Source organism: Streptomyces nitrosporeus, assembly GCF_008704555.1.
GTDB lineage: Bacteria > Actinomycetota > Actinomycetes > Streptomycetales > Streptomycetaceae > Streptomyces > Streptomyces nitrosporeus.
The window spans coordinates 6986571-7010960 of sequence record NZ_CP023702.1 but is presented as its reverse complement, the minus strand read 5'-3'; the positions used below and the strand labels follow the sequence as shown (position 1 = coordinate 7010960).

Here is a 24390-nt window from a genome sequence, read left to right as displayed (position 1 = left end):
GTACGCGGGTGATACCGGCTGCATCAGGTCCCCTCCACTCCGGTGTAGACGCCCAGCCACGATCTGTAGGTGGTGGACACGTCAGTCCACGAGGTGTGGTCGGTGGCCACGGCTTGCCAGGTACGGTCTGCCGCCCCGGTAGCGCCCCCGATGGGGCGGTCCACCTCTGTCAGGGGAACCGTCCAGGTGCGATCGCGGTACTCCGCGTAGCCGACGATCGGAGCCTCCGTGACGTCGCCGACCGAGACGTAGACGTCACGCTCACCCCAGAGAGATGGCCACTGGATCAGTAGGACGTTGCCCGTCTCCAGGAGCCACCACATCGAGGCGAGATCCTCCGTCGTCTCCGTGACGAGCGTCATCGTGCCCTCGCGGGACGTGCGAACGTCGGAGATGACGATGGGCCGGGAGCGTCCGCGGACCGCGTTGACGCCCTGTCGGGCCCGTCGGGTCCACTGCGGCTGCCCGCCCTTGGACACGGCGGCCGTCGTCTGCCGGGCCGGCAATCCGGGGTCCTTGAGCACAACCTCCGACGGGGCCGGCTCCGGGATGACGATGGCGTCGGATGTGGTGCGGCGGCTGGAGCCCGCAGGCGTCCAGAGAGCGAGGACGTAAGTCGTCGGCACGCCGAGAGGCGCCTCGAAATCCTCTACGATGGTCGAGTCCCCGGTGATGAGCATCTGCGATGTGTCACCGGTGGACCCCCGGACGGGGGTACGGTCGCCGGTCGCATCCGCCCGCCACAGGCCCCAGTAGGTATGGGCGTCGGTGGTAAGGCCGGAGAGAGTAATTCTGGCGCCGTACTGGTCGGGCAGTGGATCCGCGATAGCGCTGACGCCGCCAGGCACTACGTCGACGGCGTCGATGTGGTATACATCCCCGGCGGTCGGAGCCTCGAATGCCACCGACACGCGGACGCTGGAGGCTGCGTCAGGAGCTGCACCACTACTCGGCAAAACAAACCAGCCGCTTGCGCCGGCAACAATCCGCCACCGGAAATCGCTGATCCGGATGTCTTCGCCGGCTGAGTTCTGCCACGTCAGACGCGTGACGAATATGCGGGTCGCCGTGCTAGCCGCAGCCCACACCATAGGCGTAGCGGAGTACGACACCCGCGGCGTCACGGGGATTACGGCTGTTGTACCCACCCACGCATCCGTGGTGCCGTCCGCCGTGATCTTGAGTGAAGCCGACCCCTCCCACCACCGATCCGTAGATCGCTCCACGGTGCACCCGGCGATGGCCGACCACCCGGAGGCGTCAACTTCCATGCTCGCGATGTTGTAGCCGATGAGGGACCCGACGGGGGTGGGCGCCGGTCGAAGTGCCATGCGATCGAACAGCCAGCGCTGTCCGACGTCGGTGGCTACCGGGTGCAGTACCAGACGTGCAAACGCAGCTCCTGGCGGTGCGATACCGATCGTGGTGCAGGTGGTCCACGTACCGGCGGGGGCCGACCACGGCGTATCGCTCTGAGACATCAGGGCTGACGAGGCGTCGTACCACCGCAGGTCCACGCGGACCGTGCTGGCAACGTCAGGTCGGACGACGGCGCTGGCGACGTATTCCACCCCGGGCGTCACCGAGACCAGAGGGGCCTGGCCGATGTCCATCGGACCGGCTGCCACCGACGTGGCCACCAGACTATGCCAGCCCTCCCATGCCGCCTCCGACGAACGGCTGACAACCGCGTTGGTGTACGCACTCCACGCTGCGGTACTGACCTCCACACTCGCCGTGTTGTACGGCAGGAGGTTTCCGGAGGGCGTCTGCGGCGGTCCGAGGCTGATCACGTCTGTCACGACGGTTGCACCAGCCGTCAGCCCGGAGCACGACACCGTAACGGAGGCGTACTGAGCGCCGACCGGTGCAGTGCCGATCAGGATCGGCGGAGGGGTCTGCCACGTCGTCGCGTTGGGCAGCGAGCTGGCGGCCGACGTGACGGAGCTGATGGCCGACCCACCGGACACCGCCGCGTACCAGTCAACGCGGACCGTCGCTGACCGGCCAGTAGCAGCAACGACGTTCGCCCAGTAGCTGTACGCCGTGTACTCCTGCCCGGCCACCACCGCCACGCGAGCGGAGGTGGTGGCCGTGACGGACCCGGCGGCTGTGGCGGTCATGCCGAGCGAGGCTGCACCGGTGTAGAAGCGGCTGGACTTCGACAGCGTGGTGTTCGCCCCCGCCGTCCAGCCGCTGGTGTCTGTCTCGATGCCGGACGTGTTCGAGGGCAACAGGTTGGTGGCTACGCTCACCCGCCGTCGCCCCCTCCGTCACCCTCGCCGTCGCCCTCATGGTCGGGGCCGCCACCGTCGCCGATTCCCCCGTTGGCGCCGTCGTTGGAGCCTGGGCTGTACTCGCTTCCGGGGTCGCGCGGGGGCTCGCCGGCGGGCTCCGGAGTGTAGATCGGGCTGGTCATCAGAGGTACCGTCCTGTCTCTAGGTCCGCGGCAGTGAACGCCTCGCGGGCGTCGACCTCTACGCGGACGATGTCTGTGATTTCGCGATCTCCGACGTAGACATGCACGTCGGCCTGGATCGTCGGAGTGCTGGTCTGTCTGGCCGGGATGCTCTGCGTCGCTCGGGCCATCGCCATGGAGTCGGCGTGGCTGTAGACGCGGGTGGGCGTCAGGAATTCGAGCAGTTCAGGTCCGTTCTCGCCGACCCATGCGGTTTCGCCCACGCCCGGGAAGCCGCCGGCCGCGTAGCCCTTGACCTTCCCAATGGCAGGGGCGAACCCGTAGTGCGAGGTGAAGAGGGAATCCGCCCAGCCGCGAGCCTGCGGGCCGATAACGACTCCGTCCCCTCCGCGGCTCTCGACGTTCACGCCGGCCAGGGTTCCCGCGGTGTGGCCCACGCCCTGGTTGGTGATACCGACCATGAAGGGGCTCTTCAGGTTGCGCACCCAGCCAGCTGGGGCGTTGTCTCCTTGGAAGGAGAACGTCGACCAAAGGCGTCCGTGCGGATTCTGGCCCATGATGACCTTTTGAATCGAGGACATGAACCCGGAGCAGTCAAAGCCATCGGGTCCGGTGCCACCCCAAACATACGGCTTCGGATCCTGCGTCTTCGCCCACGCCAGCGCCTTACCGACGCTTCCCTTGGCTGTCCCGTCGCCGCCGAAGATGGAATTACCCAGGCTCTTCAGCATCTTCACGGGCAGCTTCGAGACCGCTGTTCCCCACGCCGAGGACGTGAAGGGGGACATCATGGCCGTGGCCCACTCGCCGGCCTCGCTGAAAACCTTGTCGGGATTCAGGAGGAGTCCGGTCGTGTCCTTGATGCCGTCGACGACAGAGCCGCCTACGGACTTCAGGGCACCCCAGATATCACCGACGATGCCGCCGCTGGCGAATGCGGGCATTCCGTCGGAGATGGCTCTGCGGACCGCTCCTACGCCACCCTGGCGCGCGGCGGCGTTCCAGGAGTTAATAGGTGCGGCGCCGAGTGCGCGCGTGACCTCCGGGCGGAGAATAGCTTCTCCGCCACCCACGGCAATAACACGGTCGTCGACTCCCGGAGAGTAGCCCGGGATGATGCCGCCGGTGTAGAAACCGCTGATGTCGAGAGTGCGGAGCTTGTCGCCGCCAGCGATCTTGACGACGTTATTCCAGAGCGGGACGATACCGGCGTTGTAGACCTCCTCGATAACGAAGCGAACAGGCTCCCGGACGACGTCCTTTACCTGGCTCCAGGATCGCTCGATGGATCGCTTTGCGCTCTCGAAAGCGTCAGCGACGTGGCTCATGGCGTTGTCGATGTTTTCCGACATCGGCCTGATGGCGTCGTCGTAGAGCCACTCCGCCTTGTCTCCGAGTTTCTGGAGGACGGGGCGGCAGCCTTCCCAGAGCAGCTCGAATTTCCGCCCCAGGGACTCCAGCCCGATCTTGATGGCGTCCCACGCTACCCGGAGCTTGCTTTCCCACAACCAGGTCGCTTTGTCTGCGATCCACCCGAAAACGGGGCCGATTGCGTGGTCCCAGAGCCACATCACGATTTCGGCGAGCACCTTGAACGCGATATACGCAGGGATGAGCGCAGCCACGACCAGAGCCTTGAACAGGAGTTTTGCCGCCCCGCCGATGAGCCCGAAGACGGGACCGATGGCGTTGTCCCAGAGCCACATAGCGGCGTCGATGATGGCGCGGATTCCGGCGGCCATGGCGTCGAAGATGGGCTTGAGGATCGTGTTCCAGACGAATGAGACCGTCGTCTTGATGCCGTGCCAGGCGGCGTCGACGATGGTCCGGAAGGTCTCGGAGTTCTTGTAGAGAAGGACGATCCCGGCGCCGAGGAGTCCGACGACAAGAATGATTGCCCGGATGATGGGGACAATTCCGGTCGCGTTCAGCGCCACAGCCCAGCCGGCGGTTGCGATAGTGGCGATGACCATGACCGACTCGTACAACACCATGGCGCCAGCAAAAGCCGCCATTCCGAGTGTGATTGCCTTCTGGGCGGCATAAAGGAGCCACAAGGTCTGCACGAACTCCGGGCAATTCTCAGCAAGCCATGAGATAGCCTTGAAGAGCGGACCGACCACATCGAAGAGGGCTTCCGAAAGCGGAGCCAGCGTCTTCGTGACGTCGAGTGCCGCCTCCATGACGTCGCCCAGGAATTCGGCGAGCCCCGGTGACGTGTCCTTCACGTACTTGAGGAACCGTTCGAAATCCGGGCTGCCCTTGAGGCTCGTCCCCCACTTCGCAAAGCGCTCGGTGATTCGGTCGGAGTGCCGCGCGATCCCGTCCATGTGTGGGAGAAAGGCGTCGATGATGCCTGCGATACCTTCGACGACCCGACCAAAGGAGACACCGAACCCGACTACAGCCGGTTCAACGGACTCCTCCAGCTCTGCCTTGAAAGACACCCAGAAAGGCGTCTTCAGCTGAGCCGACGCCTTATCCATCAGCGTGCCGATTCCGGCTGCTGCGCCAAGTGCTATCGGAGTCAGGCCAGGAAGCGAGTTTTTCGCGGACTCCACTGTGCGCGTGAAAAGCGGCAGGATGCTCGGGCTGAGTTCCCGGCTCCACGCCTTGAATGCGGTGGTGATTCCCTTCGGGCCGGCGATGGCGTCGAAGAGGTCGCGAGCCTCCGGACTCAGTTTCGCGAGTGCCTTTCGGTACTCGTCCTGCTTCGTGATCGCCTTCGCCGTGGTGTCGATACCGGAGAGGCGAGCCGATTCAACACCGCGCTCAGCGGCCTCGATCTGCTCCGAAGCGGAGACCTGAGCGTCGGCAGCGTTCTGCACGGCATCAGCCAGGTTCCGCTGGGCGTCGGCTACGGCCTGCGCGGCGTCGACCTGGGCTCGGGCTGCGGCTCGCTGTGCGTCGACGAGAGCTTTCGCGTTGTCGCTGACGTCCCGCTGGGCGCCGGCCAGGCGCTCGTGCGCGGCCTTGACGGCTTCGCTGCCCTCCACGCCGGCCTTCTTTTGAGCAGCCGCGGACTTCTTCAGCTCGGCAAAGGACTCAGCCTGCTCCTTCTGATTCTGCTTGGCTCGGTCGTACGCGAGCTGGGCAGCGTCGACCTGGAGCTGAGTGGCCTTCCCGACGGCAGCGTCGGCCAACGTGCGGTTGAGATCCTCCTGCGCCTGCTGGACGCGAAGCGTGGCCTCCCGCTGGTCCAGGGCGCCGTCGGCCAGTTGGTCGTTCAGGTCCGCAAGTTGTGCGGTGGCGTCCTTCCGCGCCTGCGTCAGATCCTGCTCAGCCTGACGGGCGGCGTGCTGAGCGTCGGCAAGAGACCTCTCGGCTCGCTCCACGGATTCCGCAGCCTGGCGCCGCTGGTCCATCGCTCGGGCGCCGGCTTGCGCAAGGGCGCGTTCGGCGTCCTCCACCTGACGGTTCGCCTGTGCGATGGCGCGAGCGGCGTTGCGGTGGGCGGAAGCCAGGGACGCCTGCGCGCCGGCCATCTGAAGGGCACGCTGGGCAGCCTGAACTCCCTTGCGGGCGCTGTCGTCGGTGGCGGTGGTCGCCTCTTTCTCTGCGGCCGTCTTCGCCTTGATGGCCTCCGTCACGCCCTTGATGGCCGGAATGGCCGCGAGTCCGACGGCACCCACCCCCACGGCGGCTGCGGTCGCCATCGAGACGACGGCTCCCAGCCCAGCGGCAAGGACCGGTCCCAGCGGAATCGCTACAAGAGCGGCTGCCTGGGCTGCCAGCGCGAGAAGTGCCTGGGAGGCACCAGCCGTGTCGGCCAGGGCGTGGATGTTGAAGGTTTTGTCGTCGGCCAGAGCCCGAAGGGCTGCCAGCTGAGCGGCTGCTGCGCCGGCGTCCACCCTGACGTCGATGTCCGCGGTCTGCGCGGAGAGAACTGCCAGGCGGGCCTGGATCGCGTCTATCTCCGCCATCGCCGTGGCAGCATCCATGTCGATACCAACGCGGACCTCGGAGAGGGCAGCCAGACGGGTTCGAAGATCCTGGATCTCCGCACGGGCCGGCGTGGTGTCGGCGTCGACGTTGATCTCCGGCAGGGATTCCTGTGCCTGCTGGACGGCGGCTCGAAGTCGGGCTCCGAAGCTGCCGTCCACCTCCAGTGCGACGGTTCGTCGGCCGCCGATAGCGGCGATCTCCGCTCGGATTTCCGCCAGTGCCGCTCGGGCGGTGGCGGTGTCGGCTCGGACAGCGACGTTCGGGTGCTGAGCGCCCAACTCCCGGAGTCGAGCCTCCAGGCGGGTGATCTCCGCCTCCGCAGCCTCCGCGCTGACGTCGATTCCGATGCGCTTGTTGGAGAGCTGTTCCAGCTTCGCCCGGATGCGGGCCAGATCGGCGTCGACGCCCGTGTCACCCAGCTTGACGTCCAACTTCGGCATGGCCTTGAACGCCGCTTCGAGCTTGCGCCGGATGGAGCGCGCGAACGCGCCACCCGCGTCGTCACCCTGCTTGCCGGCAGCCCGGACCCCCAGCTTGCCGCCCTGAGTAATGGCTTGCGGAATGGAGAGGACGATGTTCTTCGAGATCGCCTCCCCCATCTTCCGACCGGCTTCCTCACCAACCTTGTCGGCGATGGGGAGGACCAGCGCCTTCAGCTTAGTGTGGAACTGGGGGATCACGGGGACGACGTCGACCGCCGCACCACCGACGATATCCAGGTCCGGCATTGTCACGCCTCCTTCGGCTGATCTCTCATCCGCGGGTCAAGCTCGCGGCGCATTTCGTCGGTCATCCTCTTCGGGGATGCCGATTTCGGAGGGATTCCAGGGCGTGGCACCGGCCTGAATTCGGGTGGCTTTCCGCCGGCTGCTGCGATGGCAACGGATCGGCTGAGTCGCAACTCGTCGACGAGCTGCGCCATGAACGTTTCGATCCTGCTCCATGCCGCCTTGTCGGGGCGGTACTCGGAACTGGCCTGCGCCATAGCGTCGTCGGGAACGTCGTTACGCATCTGCGTTTTCGTCGCTGATTCCTGCGGAAGGTTCTCGATCCAAATACGCAGTGTCCGCAGGGAGATACCTCCGCGATACACGTCCAGGAGCCGGGCTCCGGGGTAGTACCGCGGGATATCAGCCTCTAGCGCTTCCGCGTACGAGTCGAGGACTTGGTACGTCCACCAGACTTTCCCGGGGCCTCCCCGGTGGACCCCATGGCGGCCGTGGTGAAAACGTTGATCTCGTCGAAGGTCGGGTCCAGGTCGATGAAGACGGCCACGTCGTCCTTGTGCAGTACGCCAGCCGCCCAGGTGTCGTAGTCGCCCTCGCGGAGAGCACGGAGGTACGAGGGCCTCCACCGGTTGCCCGGCTTGATCCGCAGGTCAACGCCGCTGAGCGTTGCCGTGCCGTACTCCTCGGTCGCCTCGGTCTCCTGTGCCTCGGCGGGGGTCATGTCAGTCATACGCGCGGGTCTCCTAAGTCAGGGAATTGTGGTTCTGCGCGGGTCTTGTGGAGCTGAATTGAGGATGAAGCGACGCCCCGGACCCGCGCGGTACAGGGCGTCGCTGGTCTTACGGGGTCTCGGGGAAGAACGCGGTGACGTCAACGCCGCCGTACTTGATGGCACGCTTGACGGCCGCCGCATTGGAGGCGCCCTTGAAGAAGGTGAAGGTCATCTGCACCGCCATGACGTCACTCGTCTGCGGCTGTTCGTCGCCCCTTTCGGTGACCTTCCCGTTCGGCATGTAGAGGCGAATTCGCTTGTCGCCGTCCATGGTGTCGAAGACGAAGGCGTATCGAAGGTCGTTCGGCTTGTCCGGCAGGTCATACTCTGCGACGTCGGTGGTGGGTTCGAGACTGGTCACGGGAACGTTGTCGTAGAGCGACCGGACGAATGGGTTCAGGCCCTCCAGGAAGGTCACCTGCGTGCTCTTCCGACTCTTCGTCATGAGGGTACGAATGGGCTCCAGTGAGCCCGCCGCTTCGACGTCCTGGGATTCCTCTTCGATGGTGAAGAGTCCGCCTTCGGTTGTCACCCACCCCAGATTTACCCAGGGGGTTGCCGGGTCCGCGAAAGCAGTCGGCATGATGGTGTTGATCGGCGCCGCGTAGACGAGGTAGTCAGATGCGCCGAAAGTCAGATCGGCGTTGCGGGTGTCCGCCATGAATGCCTCCAGGGCATGCGTAGGATCCGCGCTAGTCGACTAGCGCGGGAGGAAAGGGGGTTACGCGGGCCGGAGGCTCACGGTGTAGGTGGCGCCACGTCGATAGATCGTCTCGTTGGCCCAGGGCTGACGCGAGGGGCCTGCGTCGCAACGGACTTCACGGACTACGGCGCCGTTAACGGGACCGCGCAGGAAGACGAGGGCATCTCGCACGCTGTTGGATAGGGTGCGGGCCTCGTCAGCCGTTGCGGCGAACACGTCGACGTACACCTGCGGGTGGAGGCTGAACCGCCCGTCGCCTCCGCCTCCGCGCTCCACCCGGATCATGGGGAGCGAGTCCTCCAGGTCGGCGGGTGTCTCGGAAGCGCTGAAGACGTCGAAGCGGGACTCCAGCCAGGGAGCGAGAACCGCCTCGATGTCAGCCACCGTGCGCCGCCTTCACCGTGTCAACTGCCGTCTGAAGCGGCGCGTAGCGCGGCACCCGACCGTCGCCCTTCTCCACGCGCCAGGCGTGCGGAGCAGTGTTGATCACCTGGGCGCCGAAGCGCTGCCGGGGCTTGCCGCGGAAGGGCACGTTCTTGACGGTAGGGACGACGTCGAAGGACGCCTTGTAGAGTCCCGGGTGTGTGTCCTCCGCCGGGTTTCCGACGGGGGCGCCAGCCTGTGCCACCTGCATGATTTTTACGGCAGCATCCCGGCACGGCTTGGCCAGCCACGGGCGGCTGACCATGCGGCCGAGACCGTTGTACTTACCGGTGTACTTGCTCCGGTACGCCATCAGCCAGTCACCTCCTTGAGAGCGGCCTCGACGCGCGCCAGCGATGTCAGGGGGAACACCAGCGGGCGGCCGACGACCTCCCACTTCTCAGAACCGTCCAGGCTGACGATGCGGTCGGACGGACGGACGTCGGTGCCGAGAGGGCCGGCGAACACGCGCCGGGTCGTGACGGTCTCGCTGGCGTCGTGGTTCTCGGAGGAGGAGCCCACGGTCACGCCGTACGGGCTCATGACCGCGCAGTGGTCGACGCGAGTGCGGACAGGCGGACCGGGCACCCACGACCCGGTGGAGTCCCGAACACGGGGCCCGGGACGCTCGACGTACCAGGACTCCGACATCACGCCGGCGATCAGGCTCATGCCTGCCGCCACGGATACGTCGAGATCCGAGACTCCACCGGAGCGATGTCGAGCATCCCCGCTCCGGACGCCATCCCGACCGCCCGTCGCAGCCGGCGTAGCTCGTCGTCAGAGAGGACGACGCCAGTTTGATCGTCGGCGTACGTCATCAGCATGCCGCCCGCCTGCTCCGACCGAACCCCTTGGGGGTTCGTCAGGATGCGAGCGGCAACGCTGAGAGCCACCGTCTTGATACCGCGCTGCGGAGGAGTAGCGATTCGCTCCCCCACCTCGCCCATGATGGCGTCCTCTGCCAGGTCGTGGGCGAGCTGGGCTCGCTCGTCGGTGACGGGCGTCCCGAGGAGAGCGCGCAGCTCAGCCAGGAGGAAGAGCATCGTTGCCCGCCTTCCGACGTGAAGCCGCTCGCTTGGCGGGAGTCGCCTTCTTCGCAGTCGGCGGAGCCGCGCTAGTCGACTGACGTGGAACCGGCGCCTCCTGCCACGCCTTCGGGTTGGTGATGAGCGCCTGTGCCCACTCCGGGACCTCGTCCGCGGGGCCGAACACGTGGCTCACGCCCGCGGAGTCCGCCACGTGGACGTTCGTTGCCAGGGTTGCCATGTGAGTGCCTCGCGTTTCGGGTCAGAGAACGTCGGCGACGAAGGACAGGTCCGGGTTACCGAGCACCGGAAGGACGATCGCAGTCGAGCGAGTCCAGACGGTCTGCGGGTCCTCGCTCTTGTATGCGCCGACGGCCACGCCAGCAGCATCGCCCTGAAGGCCGTAGCGGGGGTCGTTCGCCTCGACGGGGACGCCCCACAGGGTCGCACCCAGAGCGTCGCCCTGCGCCGGGAGGAACGCGAGCTTGTCCTCCGGGGTAACGCGAGTCGCAATACCGTCGACGCTGACCTTCGCGTCGTAGATGACCACGGGCGGGATGTCGTAGTCCGCCAGGACGGCGTTCAGATCCTCGCCGCGCAGGACACCCGGAGCGCTGGAAGCGCCACGGTAGGCCAGGTCGCGGAGCTGCTTGTTGCGCAGCATCGCTCGGTAGATCTTCCGAGACAGAAGGGTGGCTTCTGGCAGCTCGCCGTTCGTGTCGTTGTAGACGTCAAGCCACGACTGCGCCTCGTCCAGGATGAGCGCGTTCTCGTCGGTCCACACGGTACCGGCGATGACGGAGTGGGAGCCCTTGCGACCGAAGTCCACGCCGGCGCTGACCCGGTTCTCGTTGATGGTCACGCCGCCGTTGAAGATGGCGTCACCGCGCGCGAGTTCCGCACGAGCCGCGATGGCCGTCACGCCCTTGATGGAGTCCGCCTCCATCGCGTCGCGAATCTCCGCCTTCTGGCTGTCGACGTTCCGCATCTTGATCTGGTCGTACTCGCCCAGCGGGTACTTGCGGGAGATCGGAGGGAGTTCGCCGGTCACGCGAGCGGCGCCGGAGCGCGATCCGATGTCCGACTCAGCGTCGAAGGCGCGGAAGACAGCCGCCTCCACAAGGCCCCCGCCTCCACGATTGAACCGGTAGACCAGATCGTTGATCGTCTGGTTAGGAAGCCACCGGTTCAGACTGAAGCGGTTCTCTTCGCGGTCCCGGAGCGCGGCGCGGGCGTAACCCGTCAGCTCTGCGGGGGTCGCGTACTCAGTGATGAGCTGCATGTATCAGGGCCTCTCAGACAAAGGCGATGACGCCGCGGACGTCCGCCTTGCCATTCGCGTCGACGGGAACGGGGAGCTTGGCTTCCTTGATCGCGCCGTGCCAGAGCATCGAGCCGACGACCTTCGTGGAGGTCACCCGCCGTGCGTTGACGTCCTGCGCAGTGAAGAGGAAGCCCACAAGGGTCTGCCGGCCGTCGGTGGCGGTGTCGTCGTACGGCCCGTAGAGCTTGGTGGCGCTGATCTGCCCCAGCGGAATACCGGACTTGATGAAGCCATCCGGATAGTGAGTGCCCGCGGTGAACTTGCTGACGTCGAGAGTGACGCTGATGGGAACGTCGGTGCCGTGGGCGGACCCCAGCCAATCCCGACGGTCCTGCGTGAAGCTCTCAGTCTTGAGGCTGAGGTCCATACGGATTCCCTCCGTAGTAGGTGATGGTTGTTACTTGCCGAACTTCTGCGCGTAGCGTTCAGCGCCCGATGACACAGAGCCGGCGGTGCCGACGTCGGATCCGCGGTCTCCGCCGACCCTGTGTGTCGTGCCGCCACTCACAGGGGCGAAGTCCTTCAGCAGCGCTTCCGCGTCCGCCTCCAGCTCCTCCTTCGTGGAGCCCTGGAGCCGTGCAGCCTGCGCAGGGGTGAGGCCCTTCGAAGCCGCCACGGTGATGCGGACGGCCTCCAGCCGGGCTTCGTCCCGCTCGCGCTCCGCGGTCTGACGGGCGGTCTCTGCGGCGTCCTTCTCAGCCTGGAGCCGCTCAGCGTCAGTCAGGTCCGCTGCCTTGCGGGTGGCGAGTTCGGCCTCCGCAGCCCGGAGTCGCTCCAGCTCAGCAGCGTCGGGGGCCGCCTTGGCGGTCGCCTCGTGCTTGCGGGCGTGGTGCTTCCAGTACGCCACCTGATGTTCGGTGGCCATCTCAGCGACGGGGGTCGCGTCGGGGTAGCCGTGCTCGTTGACGGCAGGAGTGTTCTCAGGCTCAGGCATAGGTGTTTCCCCTGTCGGGAGTCGTCAGCCCGTGGCGGGCGTCAGGTCGGAAGGTTGATGTCGTCAGGGCCGGTGAAGCGCTGACCGGCGTAGCCGAGGACTGGGCCGATTTCGCCGTGGTAATTCGCGACGATGATCTTTCGGTAGTCGACCGCTCGCCCTCCGCGGTCCGACTTGCCAAGCGCCTCTTCGACGAGATCGTGGATGCGCTCCAGCCTCTCTTCGTCGACGACCTGGCCCGGGTCCTCGTCGGCAGTGACGAGCTTGACGAGGCAGTCACAGCCGGGATGGATCGGCGCCAGGTCCCGCTTGTGGTAGCGCTGAGTGGACGCGATCATGCAGAGCGCGCAGTCGTACTCGCCCTGTAGCTCACGGACGGTGTAGCTGAAGCGGGGCATGTCTTCGCCGACCTCGCGCACGGTGTGCGTGCGGACTAGCTGGAGGTCGGTCTTCGCGATCGTCTCCAGTCGGTGGGTACCGCGTTCGAAGGCGACGTCGAAGGCGACGTCCTTGTCCAGGGCGTTCCATATCTCCTTAAACGGGCGCCGGTAGACCGCTTCGGGGTCGACGTCGCGAAGCGCACGTCCGGTTACCTGGTCGAAGTCGATGTTCACGCGGTTGGAAGGACCGTCCAGCTCGCGGTAGAGCTGTTCGAGATAGGAGGTCGTCAGGGCGGCTACCTGGCGCTGACCCCCGAGGAGCACCGGGAGCGCAGTCCGCTCGAAACGCTGTACGTCAGCGTCCCGCCACGAACCGAGGCCGGCCCACGCTCGGTGGGTTCGGCCCAAGGTCGTACGCCAGACGCTTTGAATCGCTGATCCGTACTGCCGGTCAAGCCGCGTCAGGGACATCGTCCGCCTCGCGGGTGATCAGCGTCCGGGAGTCACGCTTGGCCTGGAGTGACGCCGGCTGCGGGTCTTCCGTCGGGGCGGTGTTCAGGGCGTCGGCCGCGCGGTCGATCTCCATGCGGGAGATCTGTGCAGGGGTGTACCCCATGTCCTCCATGCGCTGACGCCACGGAACACCGGCGGACGCCTTCTTGACTGCTGCGTCGGCCAGTTCGGAGATCGTGCGCGACTCGGGGTCACGCCAGATGGTCTCCGCGCTCCAGGCAGAGGCACGAGCGTCGTCGCCGGTGACCTTGAAGGCCAGGCGCATGACGTTCTCCCACGACTCACCGAAGGAGCGCTGCCGGTCCCGAACCTTGCTGATCAGGCCCGTCTCTGCCGCCTTCAGGGCGTCACCGGAGACGTTGACCACGGCGCCGATGAGGTAGTGGGGAGGCGTTCGGCTGATCGCCGCCAGGTCTTGGACAGCCGCTTCGACGGCTCGGACGTACGGCATGAGATCGGTGGCCGCGAACTCGCCGAAGCGCGCCTCCGGGTTGTCGACGGTCCAGAGCTTCCGGATGTCAAGCTGGAACGGCTGGATCTTCTCGCCGGTCATCGGGTCTTCGTCGACCTCCAGGCCGGCGGCCCAACGCTGCTTGAAAGCTCCGTACTTCATCGCTGCGATGAGGTTGATTAGCGACAGGTTGATCCGCGACTGAATCGAGAGCACGTCCTCGTGCTCCGCGAAGCCCTCCGGCCGACGGTTGCGCCGGTTGATAAAGGGGACGATCGGGACCACACCAAGGTCGTTCGTACGGGATCCGTCAGGATGTGTCGGGAGCGCCAGGGCGTCCCACCCCCGAAGTTCCGCGGCACGCCCGGTGAACGTCGGGGAAGCGGTCTTCGTCGTGAACTCGTGGACCTCCGTGGGCGTCCACAGCGTGGCCCGGGTGTTGCCAGTCCAGTCGTCACGCCAGAGCTTGAGACCGGCAGCTAGCTTCCGACGGTTGCCCTGCTCATGCTCCACGGACACCTGAGTCGGCGTCTCGTGGGTCAGTACGGGACGGCCGTCGTCGCCACGTTCGACGAGGACGAAAGCCCGACGCTGAGACATCGCGCCGTAGTGAACGAGGGCGGAGTCAGCATCCATGCTGTTCTCCTGCCAGATGCGATTTGCCTCAGTGTCCGAAACACGCGCCTCGTCGGCAGACTCCCCGCCGCTACCGGCGTCGTCAAACCGAAAACCCTCTACTCCAAGGCGCTCGCCCGGGGAGTCGATGACGAGGGACAGCCAGTTGGTACGGGCGTCCCGCATCCATTCCCTGATCTCCCGCGGATCGACACCAGGCACGTGCGGCAACTTGGGCTTCCCCTCCGCGGCGTGACGGAGGGATGTCAGTCCCGGAGTTACCTCGCTGTCATCGCTGGTCCGGTCATCCCGCTCGTCCAGGAGCTTCTTCCCGAGCCGCTGGAGCCACCACCCGGGCGACTCCACTACGGAGGCATCGATAGGCACTAGCGGACCTCCTTAGAAGGCTACGAGACGGCCAGAGCGCTTTTTGCGCTTGGTGATTCCTGCTGCGACGGCGTCGGCGCGAGCCTCGTAGGCCAAGGTCGCGCTCATCGCGGCGTCGATCTTCTTCGGCGACTTGGGGTGCTCCTTGCCGATCCCGATGTGGCGGTTGCCCCCCATGGGGCGCCGCCTGGCGTTCAGTACGTGGCGAGAGAGCGCCAGGCCCTTGCGGGCAAACGGCGTGTCCACGTCGTCGGCTTCATCGACGCCGGCCCACGAGAGGCCCTTGTCGCCAACGGCCTCCACGAAACGGTTGAGGGCCTGCTCCATCGCAGTGGGGCGGTTCGTCCACCACTCCAGCGGGCGGGACTGCACGGCCCGGACCTGGAGCGCCTCGCCGTAGTCCCGGGTCCAGGCGTCTACGTAGTCCTGCCAGTGCGGCGGATCGCAGTAGAAGCCGCAGACCTCGTAGCGGGCGAAGGCGTCCGCTACGGCAGCGTTGACGGACTCGCGATCGACCTGCCATCCGTCGCCTTCCGGGCCCTCGGGCTTCTCCCAGACTCCGAGGAGCTGGAGATGGCCGTCAGACACGCGGCAGGCGGTAAGGGCCGTGGCGTCGTCGCGGATCGAGCCGTCGAAGCCGAGCGTGATCAGCTCGCCCGGGGCGATCTCTTCTTCGCGCCGGCACAGTTTCCAGGCGTCGGGGTCCATCCACGCGTCGGAACTGGAGGTCCGGGAGTTGAGGAAGTAGCGCTTCCCGTCGGCGCTGTCGTTACGGAGGTCGTAGAAGTCGTCAACGAGGGTGTCCTCGTCGATCCACTCCATCGCGTCGCCGTAAGCGTCACGGAGAGCGGCACGGAGTTCGTCCTCGTTCTTGAGATCCTTGACGATGCCGTAGCGGTGGTCGTAGAGGAGTCGGGCACGCCCGCGCTTCTTGCGGGCCTCTCGGATCGCTTCGGCCTCTTCGTACGTCCGCTCAGCGACGCTGTCCTGGCCCGGAGCGAACATGGTGGTTGTCTCCAAGTACCATGTGCCGGATCCCTTCTTCCGCTTGCGGAGGTTACGCGTGACCGTGGCGTACATCCGCCGCAGTTCGGGGGTGTTGTAGAGGTGGGTCTCGTCGAAGCAGACCCACGTTTCTTTCCCGCCGTCCTTCGAGGAGGACGAGGCGGTTGACGGCGTAATCTCTCCGCCGTCAGGAAGGTTGATCTTCGTCAGCCCGGGGTCAACGTTCGGGACGTGGCTCAGGAGCGACGCCTCGTCGGTCAGGTTGAAGTAGATCGTGTCGTAGACGTTGCCAGTCTGGCCCTCTTCCGTGGCCATGATCCGGAGGTACGGCACGGTGACCGGGCGGCCCATCGGCTCGCCGGCCTCGTAGACGTACTCGAAGCCGAGCCCCCAGGGGTCCCGGTAGATCTCTCCGCCCTCCGCCCAGCCGGCGAAGCGGCAGGGGCCAAGAGCCTCGAAGAGGCCGATGCGGGCGCCAAGGCCCGACTTGTCGCAGCCCTTCGGGCGGGAGAAGAAGGCGCTGTCATAGAGGAGTCGGCCGTCGTCCTTGCCGCCTTCACCGAGCGCGTAGCAGTCGACTACGAAGCCGCTGTACTCGTCGCCGTGGGAGACGGGCATGCCCTGGACGTCGCCAGGACCGTGAACGACGAAATACTCCATCCACGCCAGCGCCAGCCAACCCAGGGAGCGGGACCGATCGTGGCTCGGGGCGCGTACTGTGACGTGCGGCATCGGCGCCCCCTTTCGTCGGTTAGCCGGTCAGCCTCGCCTTGCGTGAAGTGATGTCCGTGACGTTGCCTCCGGGGGCCTGAGCGGGCCTCTGCGGGGCTGCCGTGGGGTTGTCGACCTTGAGCTTCAGGCGGGCTCTGTCCTCCGGCGTAGCGCCGAACTTGGCGGCTCTGAGGCGCACTTCAGCGGCAAGCGTCCACTGGCCCTTCTCCCACATGGCGTGGTGCATAAGGGCCGTGTCGACGAGGAAGCTCCAGTCCGTCCCCGTGAAGGTCTGCGCCTGCGGGGAGGTGCGCCACTCGTTCCACCAGAGCAGCGTCATGGGGTGCCACTCGGTCAGCTCACCGGTTTTCGTGTTAACGCCCAGGACGCCTTCGGGAAGTTCGGGGCCGCGAAGCTCGTCGTCAGGGACGACCACGGTCTCGGGCTCGGTGGCGTTGCGTCGGCGGCGCTTGGATGGATCTTTCGGTGCTGGTCCGCGGCCGGCCATCCGTTCCTCCGTTCGGTCGTACTCGCGTTAGTCAAGCGGGTTAGGGACGGTTCGCGCGGTCTGCTAGGGTCCACGCAGAATTGAGGGGGCATCAAATGAGTGCAGACACGTGGAACGCGAACACCAACAAGGCGTTTGACACGGTCGTCGACCTACTGAAGAGGGCAACACCGGTAGTGCACGAGGTGCGCAGGCTGCTGCGTGAGTTCAACGGCCTGATGGCCGAGTACGACCGGGCTAAGAAGCGCTGGCCGTCAGACGAGAAATGACATCCGCGACGTCAGCGAGGATCGACGGGCAGGAGCCATGTCGGCGGCCCGTCATTGCGATGTAGCGGCCGGTCCCGTAGATCTCTACGGCCGTACCGTCGGGGCGTCGGATGCGGCGTCCCTGTCGGACGTCCGCGCGGCCCCAGATGTGCAGTCCGTCGCCGGACGGGGACACCTCTACGTAGGTGGCGCCCGCGTCGCGCACGATGGCTGCTGCCCACGGGGCCAAGCGGCCGGTGAGCGGGTTCAAGCAATGGTCCAGGTCGATGCACACGATGTCGTCAACGTCCGAGAGGACGAAGCCCAGACCGACGCCGGCCGACGAAGCGGAGGCGTCCTTGTAGCTGCTCCACGTCCGCGGGTCTGTGCTGGATGCCGGCATGTCGCCGGTCGTCAGCGGGACCTTCGTCGCAGACCGTCGGACCCACCTGTCGCGGGTCGTCAGTTCGAGGGGCAGCGGGTTGCGCTTGGCTGCGCGGTGCGACGCCATTCGGCATCGGGTGGAGCAGAAGCGTGCGCGGTGCGAGCGGCTCGCCTTCAGCGGCTCGGGGCACCAGGCGCAGACTACGTTCTCCTTCTCCATGGCCCCATCCTAGCACGGCGCGTTACGGTAAAACATAGCTTGACCTGCGATTACCCATTAGACCGTTAGGCCGGATAGGCCATCGGCGCGTTACGGTAAACCGCCTCCCAGGCCGCTCAGATGCCCCCAGGAAACCCTGTGCGGGCACCTGACGGCCTCCCAGCCGACTCGGTTCAACGGCCCAATTTCAAAGTCCCAATCCCGTACACGGGGAGCGTGCCAGCACGGTTACGGTCGTCCTGTTTTTCGACCCCAGGTCACCCCCCTGGGGTGGGGCGTCTCGTCACGCCGCCGGCGACCACTCCAACTGATCACTCTTCGACGAGTTGCAGATGAAGTGAGCCGCCTTGATGTTGGTCATCGTGTGGCCACCGCCCCGCGCGATCGGAATGACATGATCAAGTGTTGGTGCGAGCGGCTCAGGCGCCGTCTGTGTGCGGTCTATTGGCTCACCGCACAAGTGACACAGCCAGCCGTCGCGCTCCATAACCCTGGCACGATGCACGGTCTCCCGCTCTACCTCCCGCAGCCGTGCCCTGCGTGTGGCTGCCTTGTCCCCTGCGTAGCAGGCACGCGAGCAGTACTGCGCGGACCTGCTGCCACGCGCGCGAGCCGTAAACGTGGTGTCACAGCGCACACAGTGACCACTCACCCACACGCCCCCGCACGTGCCGCGCGCAGCTATGGTCAGCTTGCGCTTAGCCAGCGCGCGACGTGTGCGCGTAGGGGACGTCTCCCACCCAACATAGGCCGCAGCCTTGCAGACGTCGGAACAGTACTTAGCATCCCTGCGCATCGTTCGCCACGAGGCGCCGCATACGCGGCACTCGCGCTCGACCTTCCAGCGGTCAGCGTTGGCCTTCTGGTACGCGGCGTTGTAGTCCCGCTGCTGCACACGCATCACGTCGAGCCGCCCGTCAGCTTTCCGCCGGGCGCTGTACGCCCGTCTCTCACACAGGGGCACGCAGTACTTCCGCCTCCGGGGAGCGCTGAACCCCACGCCACAGGGCGCATACTGACACGTCAAGACATGCTTCGGAGTCTCGATGCAGGAGGCGGCAGCCCGCTTTTCTCCGGCTACCACCTTCCACTGCTCAGCCCTACCGTCCGCCCTCGCCCGATCGTTGGCGGCAGCTACACGGCAAGCGGCACCGCAGTACTTCGCGTCTTTCCGCAGTGCGGAAAACTCGATAGCGCAACGGATACACGTCTTAGTCAGCGGAACAGTCCGGTTCGGCATCTCGTCTCCAAGGAATAGCGAAGGGCCCCGACGCCTTGGAACGTCAGGGCCCTTCTGTCCGCGGGGATCAGCCGCGGATGTCTATGGGGTTGTGGTGCTAGCCGGCTGTGAAGCCGATGGTCTTCTTCTCCTCGCGCACGTCGTCGCCCTTGATCTCCACGGAGGCGGGGATCAGGACCAACGTCACGGTGGTCACGTCGTCGCCGTCCAGGGCGACCTTCGGGGCCTTCGCCAGCAGCCCAACGTCGACACCGTTGATACGGACGTTCGTCGGTGTGACCGGACCTCCGGGCTCGTGGTCGGTCTCCACGATCTCTACGCGGGCACCAGAGGCGCTCATTCAGTCCTCCAGGGCCGGATGTTGAGGCTTCGGTCGGTGGACGCTCACGCGGACCTGTGCGGCTGCTGTGCCGCCTTCCGCAGATGACTTGCGCTGGTGATGCCACGGGCACAGGAGCCTCAGATTGGCCTCTCTGTGGTCATCTCCGGGCACAATGTGGTCCACGTCGGTGCCGGGCAACTCGCACCGTCTGCCGTCGCTGTAGAGGGCCGTACAGCGCCCCTCGTCACGCCGAATGACGCGGCGTCGGATGGCCGGCCAGTTCTTCGGGAGGCGCTGTCTGCGGGTACTTCCTTCCCACGCCATACCGCCTCCGTCGCTTAGGTCCGTCGCGTACGCTGCTGCCATCCGCGGCCAGGGGAGGCCGCTTGAAAATTCGGGGGGTCGCCGTGAAGGCACTCATTCGCCGTGTCGCCGTGTCCGCGGCGCTGGTAGCCACTGCGGCTTCGCTCTCGGCGTGTTCGTCAGACACGGAGCCGGTGGCGTCCGTGCAGCCGGCCGCATCAGCGCCCGTCGCGCAGCCGACGGAGGAAGCGTCTCCGTCTGCCTCACCGGGACCGGTAATCGCGGTCGGTGAGAGCGGCAAGGTTGACGTCGTGGACACCGACGAGTACGGGGAGAACCCGACCGTCGTCACACAGCTCGACGTCACGGTGAAATCCGTGGAGTACGTCACGCCGGCTGACATCGACACGACGAACGAGCCTGAGCACGGGCAGTTCGCCCGCCTCACTCTCACCGTGAAGAACGTCGGCCGGTCGCCTGGCGACTTCTCCGCGTACGGGATGATGAAGTGGGAGAGCGACGATGTAGCCGCTCAGGACGCCTCCACGCTGGAGGAGCTGGACGGCCCGGATCTGAACACGACCTACAAGCCCGGTCAGGCCGTCACCGGCTCGCTCGTGCTGGACGTCGGGGCGAAGGGTGGAACGGTCAGCTACTGGGGCCGCATCACAGACAGCGCGCCATCGCTCACGATCGCCCTTCCGACCTCCTGACGTTGTCCAGTCCCGCCAGAGGGGCGCTCCTCCCTGGCGGGACTGTTGTCGGGACAGCAGGATTCGAACCTGCGGCCCTCCGCTCCCAAAGCGGATGCGCTACCAAGCTGCGCCATGTCCCGTTGAGCCGCACCCGGAATCGCACCGGAGCCATGACCTGAGCCTGACGCTCGTGCAGCCGCGGAAGGTGGAGGAGTCGAACCTCCAACGGGTTGCCCCGTGACGCTTTTCGAGAGCGCGTGGCGTGCCAGTGCCCAACCTTCCAACGCGTGGGTGTCTCGGCCTGCCAGCGGCGTCAACTAACTGCCTGCCCACGCTCAGGCGTCCCGGCTTTCGATGCGTCTGGCACGCTACGGGCAGCTCCCCACCGAGGATTCGAACCTCGTCCTCCAGGTCCAGAGCCTGGCGTCCTGCCGGTTGGACCAGCGGGGAAGGTACTGTCCGGGTCCCGCCGTCGGACAGCCGCTCACGGCCCGGCGGCCGGGTCGCCGCAGGACACCATGGAGCTACATCGGCCGCGCGCTAGCTAGTCGCAGCACGGGACGGCCCTTGCACAGGCGGGAGGACTCGAACCTCCAACACGCGGCTTTGGAGACCGCTGCTCTTCCAGTTGAGCTACGCCCATTCGGCGTCGGCCGGGTCCCCGGATGCCTCCGGGTAATGCGACCGTCCGCCTCCCCGCCGTTCGTGAGCGACGAGGTACCGAGGAGCTACCTCAGTGACGACCCACCTGGCGTACCAGGGCTGCGAGGAGCACACTCCGCGGCGGTGCAGGGTCGTCAGTGGTCCCGGAAGGATTCGAACCTCCGACACCCGGATCCGTAATCCGGTGCTCTATCCAGGCTGAGCTACGAGACCTTGACGTCGCGAACCAGGGGTTCACCTGGAACCACGCCCTCTGTGCGGCATCACGCGCTCTCACGATCCGCGCTCGCTTTCGAACCCTCCACACAGCCTGTCCCTCCGCCCGGAGTCGAACCGGGGTCAGCGCGACCACAGCGCGCCGCTCTACCACTGAGCTACGAAAGGTATGACGTCAGAGGCTGGCTCCCGGTCGCCAATCGGCGGGTCCGGCAGTGCATGACGTCGGCCGGTGCGCTCAACCGCGCTCTACCGGAGGAGAGTACGGGAGCACAGGAGCGCCACCGGCCGTCAGGAAGGTCGGACGCCGCGCCATTCGCCGGCGTCGCGTTTCCCTCCTACCTTAGTTATGTGGGGGATGTCGCATGGGAATGATCTTGGTCGCCTCCTCCTCCCGGGCCAGTATGACCAAAGTGACAAACTAACCCCCTATTTTCCTTTCTCCTTAACGCGCGTTAGAGAGAATGAAAAATAGGGGTTAGTTTGTCACTTTGGTCAATCTCGCCGCCCCTTCGCCACTCACTGCAACGAACATCGCAATTCCCGTGACCCTACGCAGTTATCCACACCCGCCTGTGGACGGCGGAGGCGTTGGGCGACGAGGAGGCGAGCGACGAAGGGCGGGCCAGACGGGCCGCAGAGGGGTCGCGAAGTTGCTTGAGAGTGTTACCAGTTCGTTATTTTACAGGCTCTCTTGGTACGCCACATCGTCCAACGCGTCCTGCTCCGGATCGACGTGAGTCCCCATCGTGAACGACAAGCGCTCTTCTACAGGGGGTCGCCACCCCTCAGGCGGGTGCACGGCGACGATGACACCCGCGTCCAGGAGCATCTGCCGGCGCCCCAGGGGGTCCGTGCAGGCGTGCCAGTCGTCGGCCCACGTGGTATCCAGCTCGACGGTTTCCTCCCGCGCGGGGACAACGGGGGCAGCTCGAAGCTCCTCAAGCCTGTCCGAGCGTCCCTGAAGCTGCCGTACGACAGCGTCGGCCGCCGGGCCGCGGAGCATGCCGAGCCTGGTCGACAACTCTTCGATGTCGGCCTCCAGGTCCGCGATCTCCGCCCGGTTGTCCTGTCCGGGTACCCGGACCACCTGTGTGCGCCTGAACGGCCCCACATGGGCCAGGAATTGCGTTTCCACGTACTCCAGCACTCCGGCAGCCTGGATGCTCAGCGCGGGAACTCCCGGGGCATGCTGTTTCCCCGAGCACCGGAAAACCTCCTTCTTGACGCCCTGCTCCTTTCCCCGCTTCTCTCGGTACCAGTTGACGAACATGTTCTGGTCGCACACGCCGCACACCAGTACTCCGAGGAGCGGATGCCCATCTTTCCTGCGCGGCCCAGTGTTGTTTGTGGAAAGCACCTTCAGTGCGTCTTGCAACCGGTGCCATGTGTCGTCGTCGACGAGCGCCTCCCCCTGAAGTACAGGGGAACCGTCGGCATTGCGAACGATGGTCCCGTCTTTCTTGACGAGATGCCCGCGCATTACGGGGGACAGAAGCATGTCCCGCACCACGGTGAGCTGCCAGGTGCTTTCCGGATCCGGCTCCCGCGGTGGAGTGGCAAGTAGTCCCCGGTGGTTTTTCGGCGTGATGGCGTCCATCGCGGTCAACCACCGCAGGATTTCGCTGTAGGACCGCCCGGAGATAGCGCGAGCGACCATGGCGCGTCGGATGTCGGCCGTGGATTTGGTGGGATCTTCGTTTGTGTGTTCAAAGAGCCACCAGCCTTCGTTGCCGTCGGCGAACGTTCGCCGGCCCGGCTTGTAGCCGTACGGCACGACTCCCCCGGGCCACCTGCCGAGCGACTGAAGATGTGCGGCGGCGCCTTGGTTCCGCTCCATGATGGTCTGGCCTTCGAGCTGGGCTGCGAAGGCCAGGATGAGCATGATCAGCTCAGACATAGGCGAGCTGAAGTCGAGTTCCAGCTTGTCGCCCCCGGGGCCAGATGCGAACACCAGCCGCTTCCCGTGCTTCTTTGCGTACCGCCCCAGGTCCGCCATGTCGGCCATGGAGCGCACCGCGCGATCCATGCGCTGCCAGATCAGAACGTCCCACTCGTCGGGACGGTCAAGCCAGTAGCGCAGCTCCTCGCGCTCCCATGGCGTGGTTTTGAGCGCGGAGATGTCCAAGTCCCTTGCCCATCCGACGAACTCCCCTCCGATTCGCCCACCGGTGGCGGTGACCATCTCCTCTTGGACCTCGGGCGATGTGGAAGCGTCGGTGTACCTGCTGATTCGTACGGCCCCAACGATTCTCAGTGCGGCACCAGTTGATGTCATGTGTTACATGATAGTTGGTTCATCTAGCGTGTCCGAGCTGGATCCCGGGGACCGTGCCCTGGGAGGCGAGGAAGGCCGCGATCGGACGGAACGCCTCCGTCTGCCGGTCGTTCCAGAGGCCCAGGTCGGCGGGGCTGATCCGGCCCTGGGGGCTGACGGCCGTGGCCTCGACGAGGATCAGACCGGTGCCGCCCACGGCGCGGGAGGCGTAGTGGGCGAGGTGCCAGTGGTTCGCCGTACCGGTGTCCGGGCCCGAGGACGCGGCGCTGTACTGGCACATCGGCGCCATCCAGACACGGTTGGGGACGGTCAGCGACCGCAGGCGGTACGGCTCGAAGAGTGCGCTCACGGGGGACTCCGCTTCCTCGGGTGCGACGGCAGGACACGAGGCGCGGCCGGGCACACCGGAACCACCCTCGTACGAGATCCACCGTACTACGAGATCCCACGTAATACGAAGCCTGCCGTACTAACGGGCGGCCCCGGCCCGTCCGGCGGGCCGGCGGGCCGTCCGGGTCCGGCGGCCCCCGCGGACCCCGGCCGCGGTCAGGATCCCGGCCGCGGTCAGGATTCCGGCCGGCGCCGCCGTCGCAGCCGGATGTCCGTCCCGGCCTCGTACAGCTGGCTCCAGCTGCGGCCGCCTCCCGAGGTCCAGGTCACCTGGACGTTCGCCCCGTCGGTGCGGACCGCCTCGACCGTCATCGTCCGGTGCCCGTCCCGTACGTCCCCCCGCAGCAGGTCGCGGGCCTTGACGGTGACCGGCTCGGCGAGCGTGTCCTCCGCGTCCCCGGCCGCCCGGACGAGCGCGGCGGCCAGTTCCCTGGCCGCCTCCGGTGAGCAGGCCCAGGAGGCGCGGCCCGGCGGGCCCTCGATCAGCAGCCCGACCCCGGGCCGCTCCCCCGGCGGGCGGGGTGCCACCTCCACGGTCGCGCCCCGCCCCTCGGTGTCCTCGATCCGGATGAGCATCCGCGCCTC

24 protein-coding genes, 6 tRNA genes and 1 pseudogene are annotated in these 24390 nt (G+C 66.3%); 2 read left to right on the top strand and 29 right to left on the bottom strand.

Features of this window, described 5'->3' with window-relative positions; genetic code table 11:
• Positions 1–23: 23 nt before the first annotated feature.
• The 17 genes from CP967_RS31055 to CP967_RS30980 all read right to left on the bottom strand — a co-directional run bounded on the left by CP967_RS31055 (position 24) and on the right by CP967_RS30980 (position 16846).
• The gene (locus CP967_RS31055) at positions 24–2255 is read right to left on the bottom strand and encodes a hypothetical protein (protein ID WP_229888282.1); all 2232 of its coding nucleotides are present in this window, start codon (positions 2253–2255) and stop codon (positions 24–26) included.
• Positions 2252–2419 carry a hypothetical protein gene (locus CP967_RS34190; RefSeq protein ID WP_167535469.1) on the bottom strand — a complete coding sequence of 56 codons (168 nt, stop codon included), beginning with the start codon at positions 2417–2419 and terminating at the stop codon, positions 2252–2254. Before CP967_RS34190 ends, CP967_RS31055 begins: the two co-directional genes overlap by 4 nt.
• A complete protein-coding gene (locus CP967_RS31050) occupies positions 2419–7092 on the bottom strand; it encodes an NlpC/P60 family protein (RefSeq protein WP_150491144.1) in 4674 nt (1557 codons plus the stop codon). The genes CP967_RS34190 and CP967_RS31050 overlap by 1 nt, the downstream gene beginning before the upstream one ends.
• A 2-nt stretch (positions 7093–7094) precedes the next feature.
• Positions 7095–7376, bottom strand: coding sequence for a hypothetical protein (locus CP967_RS31045; protein WP_229888281.1), 282 nt, complete (start codon positions 7374–7376; stop codon positions 7095–7097).
• Positions 7377–7501: 125 nt separating this feature from the next.
• Positions 7502–7822, bottom strand: a complete 321-nt coding sequence (locus tag CP967_RS31040; protein WP_150491143.1) for a hypothetical protein — start codon at positions 7820–7822, stop codon at positions 7502–7504.
• A gap of 109 nt (positions 7823–7931) precedes the next feature.
• A complete protein-coding gene (locus tag CP967_RS31035; RefSeq protein ID WP_150491142.1) occupies positions 7932–8525 on the bottom strand; it encodes a phage tail tube protein in 594 nt (197 codons plus the stop codon).
• A gap of 60 nt (positions 8526–8585) precedes the next feature.
• The gene (locus CP967_RS31030; RefSeq protein ID WP_150491141.1) at positions 8586–8951 is read right to left on the bottom strand and encodes a hypothetical protein; all 366 of its coding nucleotides are present in this window, start codon (positions 8949–8951) and stop codon (positions 8586–8588) included.
• A complete protein-coding gene (locus tag CP967_RS31025; protein ID WP_229888280.1) occupies positions 8944–9303 on the bottom strand; it encodes a hypothetical protein in 360 nt (119 codons plus the stop codon). Before CP967_RS31025 ends, CP967_RS31030 begins: the two co-directional genes overlap by 8 nt.
• Entirely contained in the window at positions 9303–9662 is a 360-nt protein-coding gene (locus CP967_RS31020) for a hypothetical protein (RefSeq protein ID WP_167535468.1), read from the bottom strand. Before CP967_RS31020 ends, CP967_RS31025 begins: the two co-directional genes overlap by 1 nt.
• Positions 9659–10036 (bottom strand): hypothetical protein, encoded by a 378-nt coding sequence (locus tag CP967_RS31015; protein WP_150491140.1) that lies wholly within the window; start codon positions 10034–10036, stop codon positions 9659–9661. The genes CP967_RS31020 and CP967_RS31015 overlap by 4 nt, the downstream gene beginning before the upstream one ends.
• Positions 10037–10280: 244 nt before the next feature.
• Positions 10281–11300, bottom strand: coding sequence for a major capsid protein (locus tag CP967_RS31010; protein ID WP_150491139.1), 1020 nt, complete (start codon positions 11298–11300; stop codon positions 10281–10283).
• Between the two features lie 13 nt (positions 11301–11313).
• A complete protein-coding gene (locus CP967_RS31005; RefSeq protein ID WP_150491138.1) occupies positions 11314–11709 on the bottom strand; it encodes a head decoration protein in 396 nt (131 codons plus the stop codon).
• 30 nt (positions 11710–11739) lie between these two features.
• Entirely contained in the window at positions 11740–12276 is a 537-nt protein-coding gene (locus CP967_RS31000) for a hypothetical protein (protein WP_150491137.1), read from the bottom strand.
• Between the two features lie 41 nt (positions 12277–12317).
• Positions 12318–12980, bottom strand: coding sequence for a hypothetical protein (locus tag CP967_RS30995; protein ID WP_229888279.1), 663 nt, complete (start codon positions 12978–12980; stop codon positions 12318–12320).
• A 127-nt stretch (positions 12981–13107) separates the two neighbouring features.
• Positions 13108–14622 (bottom strand): phage portal protein, encoded by a 1515-nt coding sequence (locus CP967_RS30990; RefSeq protein WP_150491135.1) that lies wholly within the window; start codon positions 14620–14622, stop codon positions 13108–13110.
• Positions 14623–14634: 12 nt separating this feature from the next.
• A complete protein-coding gene (locus tag CP967_RS30985; RefSeq protein ID WP_229888278.1) occupies positions 14635–16287 on the bottom strand; it encodes a terminase in 1653 nt (550 codons plus the stop codon).
• Positions 16288–16378: 91 nt separating this feature from the next.
• The gene (locus CP967_RS30980) at positions 16379–16846 is read right to left on the bottom strand and encodes a phage terminase small subunit (protein WP_444545656.1); all 468 of its coding nucleotides are present in this window, start codon (positions 16844–16846) and stop codon (positions 16379–16381) included.
• 95 nt (positions 16847–16941) lie between these two features.
• Between CP967_RS30980 and CP967_RS34185 the strand changes: the two genes are divergently transcribed.
• The gene (locus CP967_RS34185) at positions 16942–17115 is read left to right on the top strand and encodes a hypothetical protein (RefSeq protein WP_167535467.1); all 174 of its coding nucleotides are present in this window, start codon (positions 16942–16944) and stop codon (positions 17113–17115) included.
• Here the strand turns inward: CP967_RS34185 and CP967_RS30975 are convergent.
• The 3 genes from CP967_RS30975 to CP967_RS30965 form a co-directional block, all read right to left on the bottom strand.
• On the bottom strand, positions 17084–17698 hold the full coding sequence (locus tag CP967_RS30975) for a DNA primase (protein WP_150491132.1): 615 nt from the start codon (positions 17696–17698) through the stop codon (positions 17084–17086). The two genes, CP967_RS34185 and CP967_RS30975, sit on opposite strands and share 32 nt — an antisense overlap.
• 283 nt (positions 17699–17981) lie before the next feature.
• On the bottom strand, positions 17982–18185 hold the full coding sequence (locus tag CP967_RS35510; protein ID WP_150491131.1) for an HNH endonuclease: 204 nt from the start codon (positions 18183–18185) through the stop codon (positions 17982–17984).
• A gap of 850 nt (positions 18186–19035) precedes the next feature.
• A complete protein-coding gene (locus CP967_RS30965; protein WP_229888277.1) occupies positions 19036–19278 on the bottom strand; it encodes a hypothetical protein in 243 nt (80 codons plus the stop codon).
• A 596-nt stretch (positions 19279–19874) separates the two neighbouring features.
• Between CP967_RS30965 and CP967_RS34180 the strand changes: the two genes are divergently transcribed.
• Complete coding sequence (locus CP967_RS34180) at positions 19875–20276, top strand: DUF4352 domain-containing protein (protein WP_167535466.1); 402 nt, start codon at positions 19875–19877, stop codon at positions 20274–20276.
• Positions 20277–20324: 48 nt separating this feature from the next.
• Here CP967_RS34180 and CP967_RS30950 read toward each other — a convergent pair.
• The 9 genes and pseudogenes from CP967_RS30950 to CP967_RS30910 all read right to left on the bottom strand — a co-directional run bounded on the left by CP967_RS30950 (position 20325) and on the right by CP967_RS30910 (position 24381).
• Positions 20325–20398: transfer RNA gene (locus CP967_RS30950), tRNA-Pro, on the bottom strand.
• 59 nt (positions 20399–20457) lie between these two features.
• A tRNA-Ser gene (locus CP967_RS30945) sits at positions 20458–20540 on the bottom strand.
• A 96-nt stretch (positions 20541–20636) separates the two neighbouring features.
• Positions 20637–20708: transfer RNA gene (locus CP967_RS30940), tRNA-Gln, on the bottom strand.
• 120 nt (positions 20709–20828) lie between these two features.
• A tRNA-Trp gene (locus CP967_RS30935) sits at positions 20829–20901 on the bottom strand.
• Between the two features lie 158 nt (positions 20902–21059).
• Positions 21060–21134: transfer RNA gene (locus tag CP967_RS30930), tRNA-Arg, on the bottom strand.
• A 100-nt stretch (positions 21135–21234) separates the two neighbouring features.
• Positions 21235–21305: transfer RNA gene (locus CP967_RS30925), tRNA-His, on the bottom strand.
• Between the two features lie 514 nt (positions 21306–21819).
• Positions 21820–23415: a recombinase family protein gene (locus CP967_RS30920; protein ID WP_150491129.1), complete on the bottom strand. Its 1596-nt coding sequence runs from the start codon at positions 23413–23415 to the stop codon at positions 21820–21822.
• A gap of 25 nt (positions 23416–23440) precedes the next feature.
• Positions 23441–23764: pseudogene (locus CP967_RS30915) on the bottom strand (oxidoreductase); the annotation flags it as partial.
• Positions 23765–23979: 215 nt separating this feature from the next.
• Positions 23980–24381, bottom strand: a complete 402-nt coding sequence (locus tag CP967_RS30910) for a hypothetical protein (RefSeq protein ID WP_150491128.1) — start codon at positions 24379–24381, stop codon at positions 23980–23982.
• Positions 24382–24390 lie beyond the last annotated feature (9 nt).

Coding starts and splice junctions, on each gene's coding strand:
- CP967_RS31040 (WP_150491143.1), bottom strand. CDS start 7,822: ATGACTGACATGACCCCCGCCGAGGCACAGGAGACCGAGGCGACCGAG.
- CP967_RS30920 (WP_150491129.1), bottom strand. CDS start 23,415: ATGACATCAACTGGTGCCGCACTGAGAATCGTTGGGGCCGTACGAATC.
- CP967_RS31010 (WP_150491139.1), bottom strand. CDS start 11,300: ATGCAGCTCATCACTGAGTACGCGACCCCCGCAGAGCTGACGGGTTAC.
- CP967_RS31015 (WP_150491140.1), bottom strand. CDS start 10,036: ATGCTCTTCCTCCTGGCTGAGCTGCGCGCTCTCCTCGGGACGCCCGTC.
- CP967_RS34190 (WP_167535469.1), bottom strand. CDS start 2,419: ATGACCAGCCCGATCTACACTCCGGAGCCCGCCGGCGAGCCCCCGCGC.
- CP967_RS30910 (WP_150491128.1), bottom strand. CDS start 24,381: ATGCTCATCCGGATCGAGGACACCGAGGGGCGGGGCGCGACCGTGGAG.
- CP967_RS31025 (WP_229888280.1), bottom strand. CDS start 9,303: ATGGCGTACCGGAGCAAGTACACCGGTAAGTACAACGGTCTCGGCCGC.
- CP967_RS30985 (WP_229888278.1), bottom strand. CDS start 16,287: ATGGAGTATTTCGTCGTTCACGGTCCTGGCGACGTCCAGGGCATGCCC.
- CP967_RS35510 (WP_150491131.1), bottom strand. CDS start 18,185: ATGGAGCGCGACGGCTGGCTGTGTCACTTGTGCGGTGAGCCAATAGAC.
- CP967_RS30965 (WP_229888277.1), bottom strand. CDS start 19,278: ATGAGCGCCTCTGGTGCCCGCGTAGAGATCGTGGAGACCGACCACGAG.
- CP967_RS30980 (WP_444545656.1), bottom strand. CDS start 16,846: ATGGCCGGCCGCGGACCAGCACCGAAAGATCCATCCAAGCGCCGCCGA.
- CP967_RS31000 (WP_150491137.1), bottom strand. CDS start 12,276: ATGCCTGAGCCTGAGAACACTCCTGCCGTCAACGAGCACGGCTACCCC.
- CP967_RS34185 (WP_167535467.1), top strand. CDS start 16,942: ATGAGTGCAGACACGTGGAACGCGAACACCAACAAGGCGTTTGACACG.
- CP967_RS30975 (WP_150491132.1), bottom strand. CDS start 17,698: ATGGAGAAGGAGAACGTAGTCTGCGCCTGGTGCCCCGAGCCGCTGAAG.
- CP967_RS31035 (WP_150491142.1), bottom strand. CDS start 8,525: ATGGCGGACACCCGCAACGCCGATCTGACTTTCGGCGCATCTGACTAC.
- CP967_RS31005 (WP_150491138.1), bottom strand. CDS start 11,709: ATGGACCTCAGCCTCAAGACTGAGAGCTTCACGCAGGACCGTCGGGAT.
- CP967_RS31050 (WP_150491144.1), bottom strand. CDS start 7,092: ATGCCGGACCTGGATATCGTCGGTGGTGCGGCGGTCGACGTCGTCCCC.
- CP967_RS31045 (WP_229888281.1), bottom strand. CDS start 7,376: ATGCGTAACGACGTTCCCGACGACGCTATGGCGCAGGCCAGTTCCGAG.
- CP967_RS31020 (WP_167535468.1), bottom strand. CDS start 9,662: ATGAGCCTGATCGCCGGCGTGATGTCGGAGTCCTGGTACGTCGAGCGT.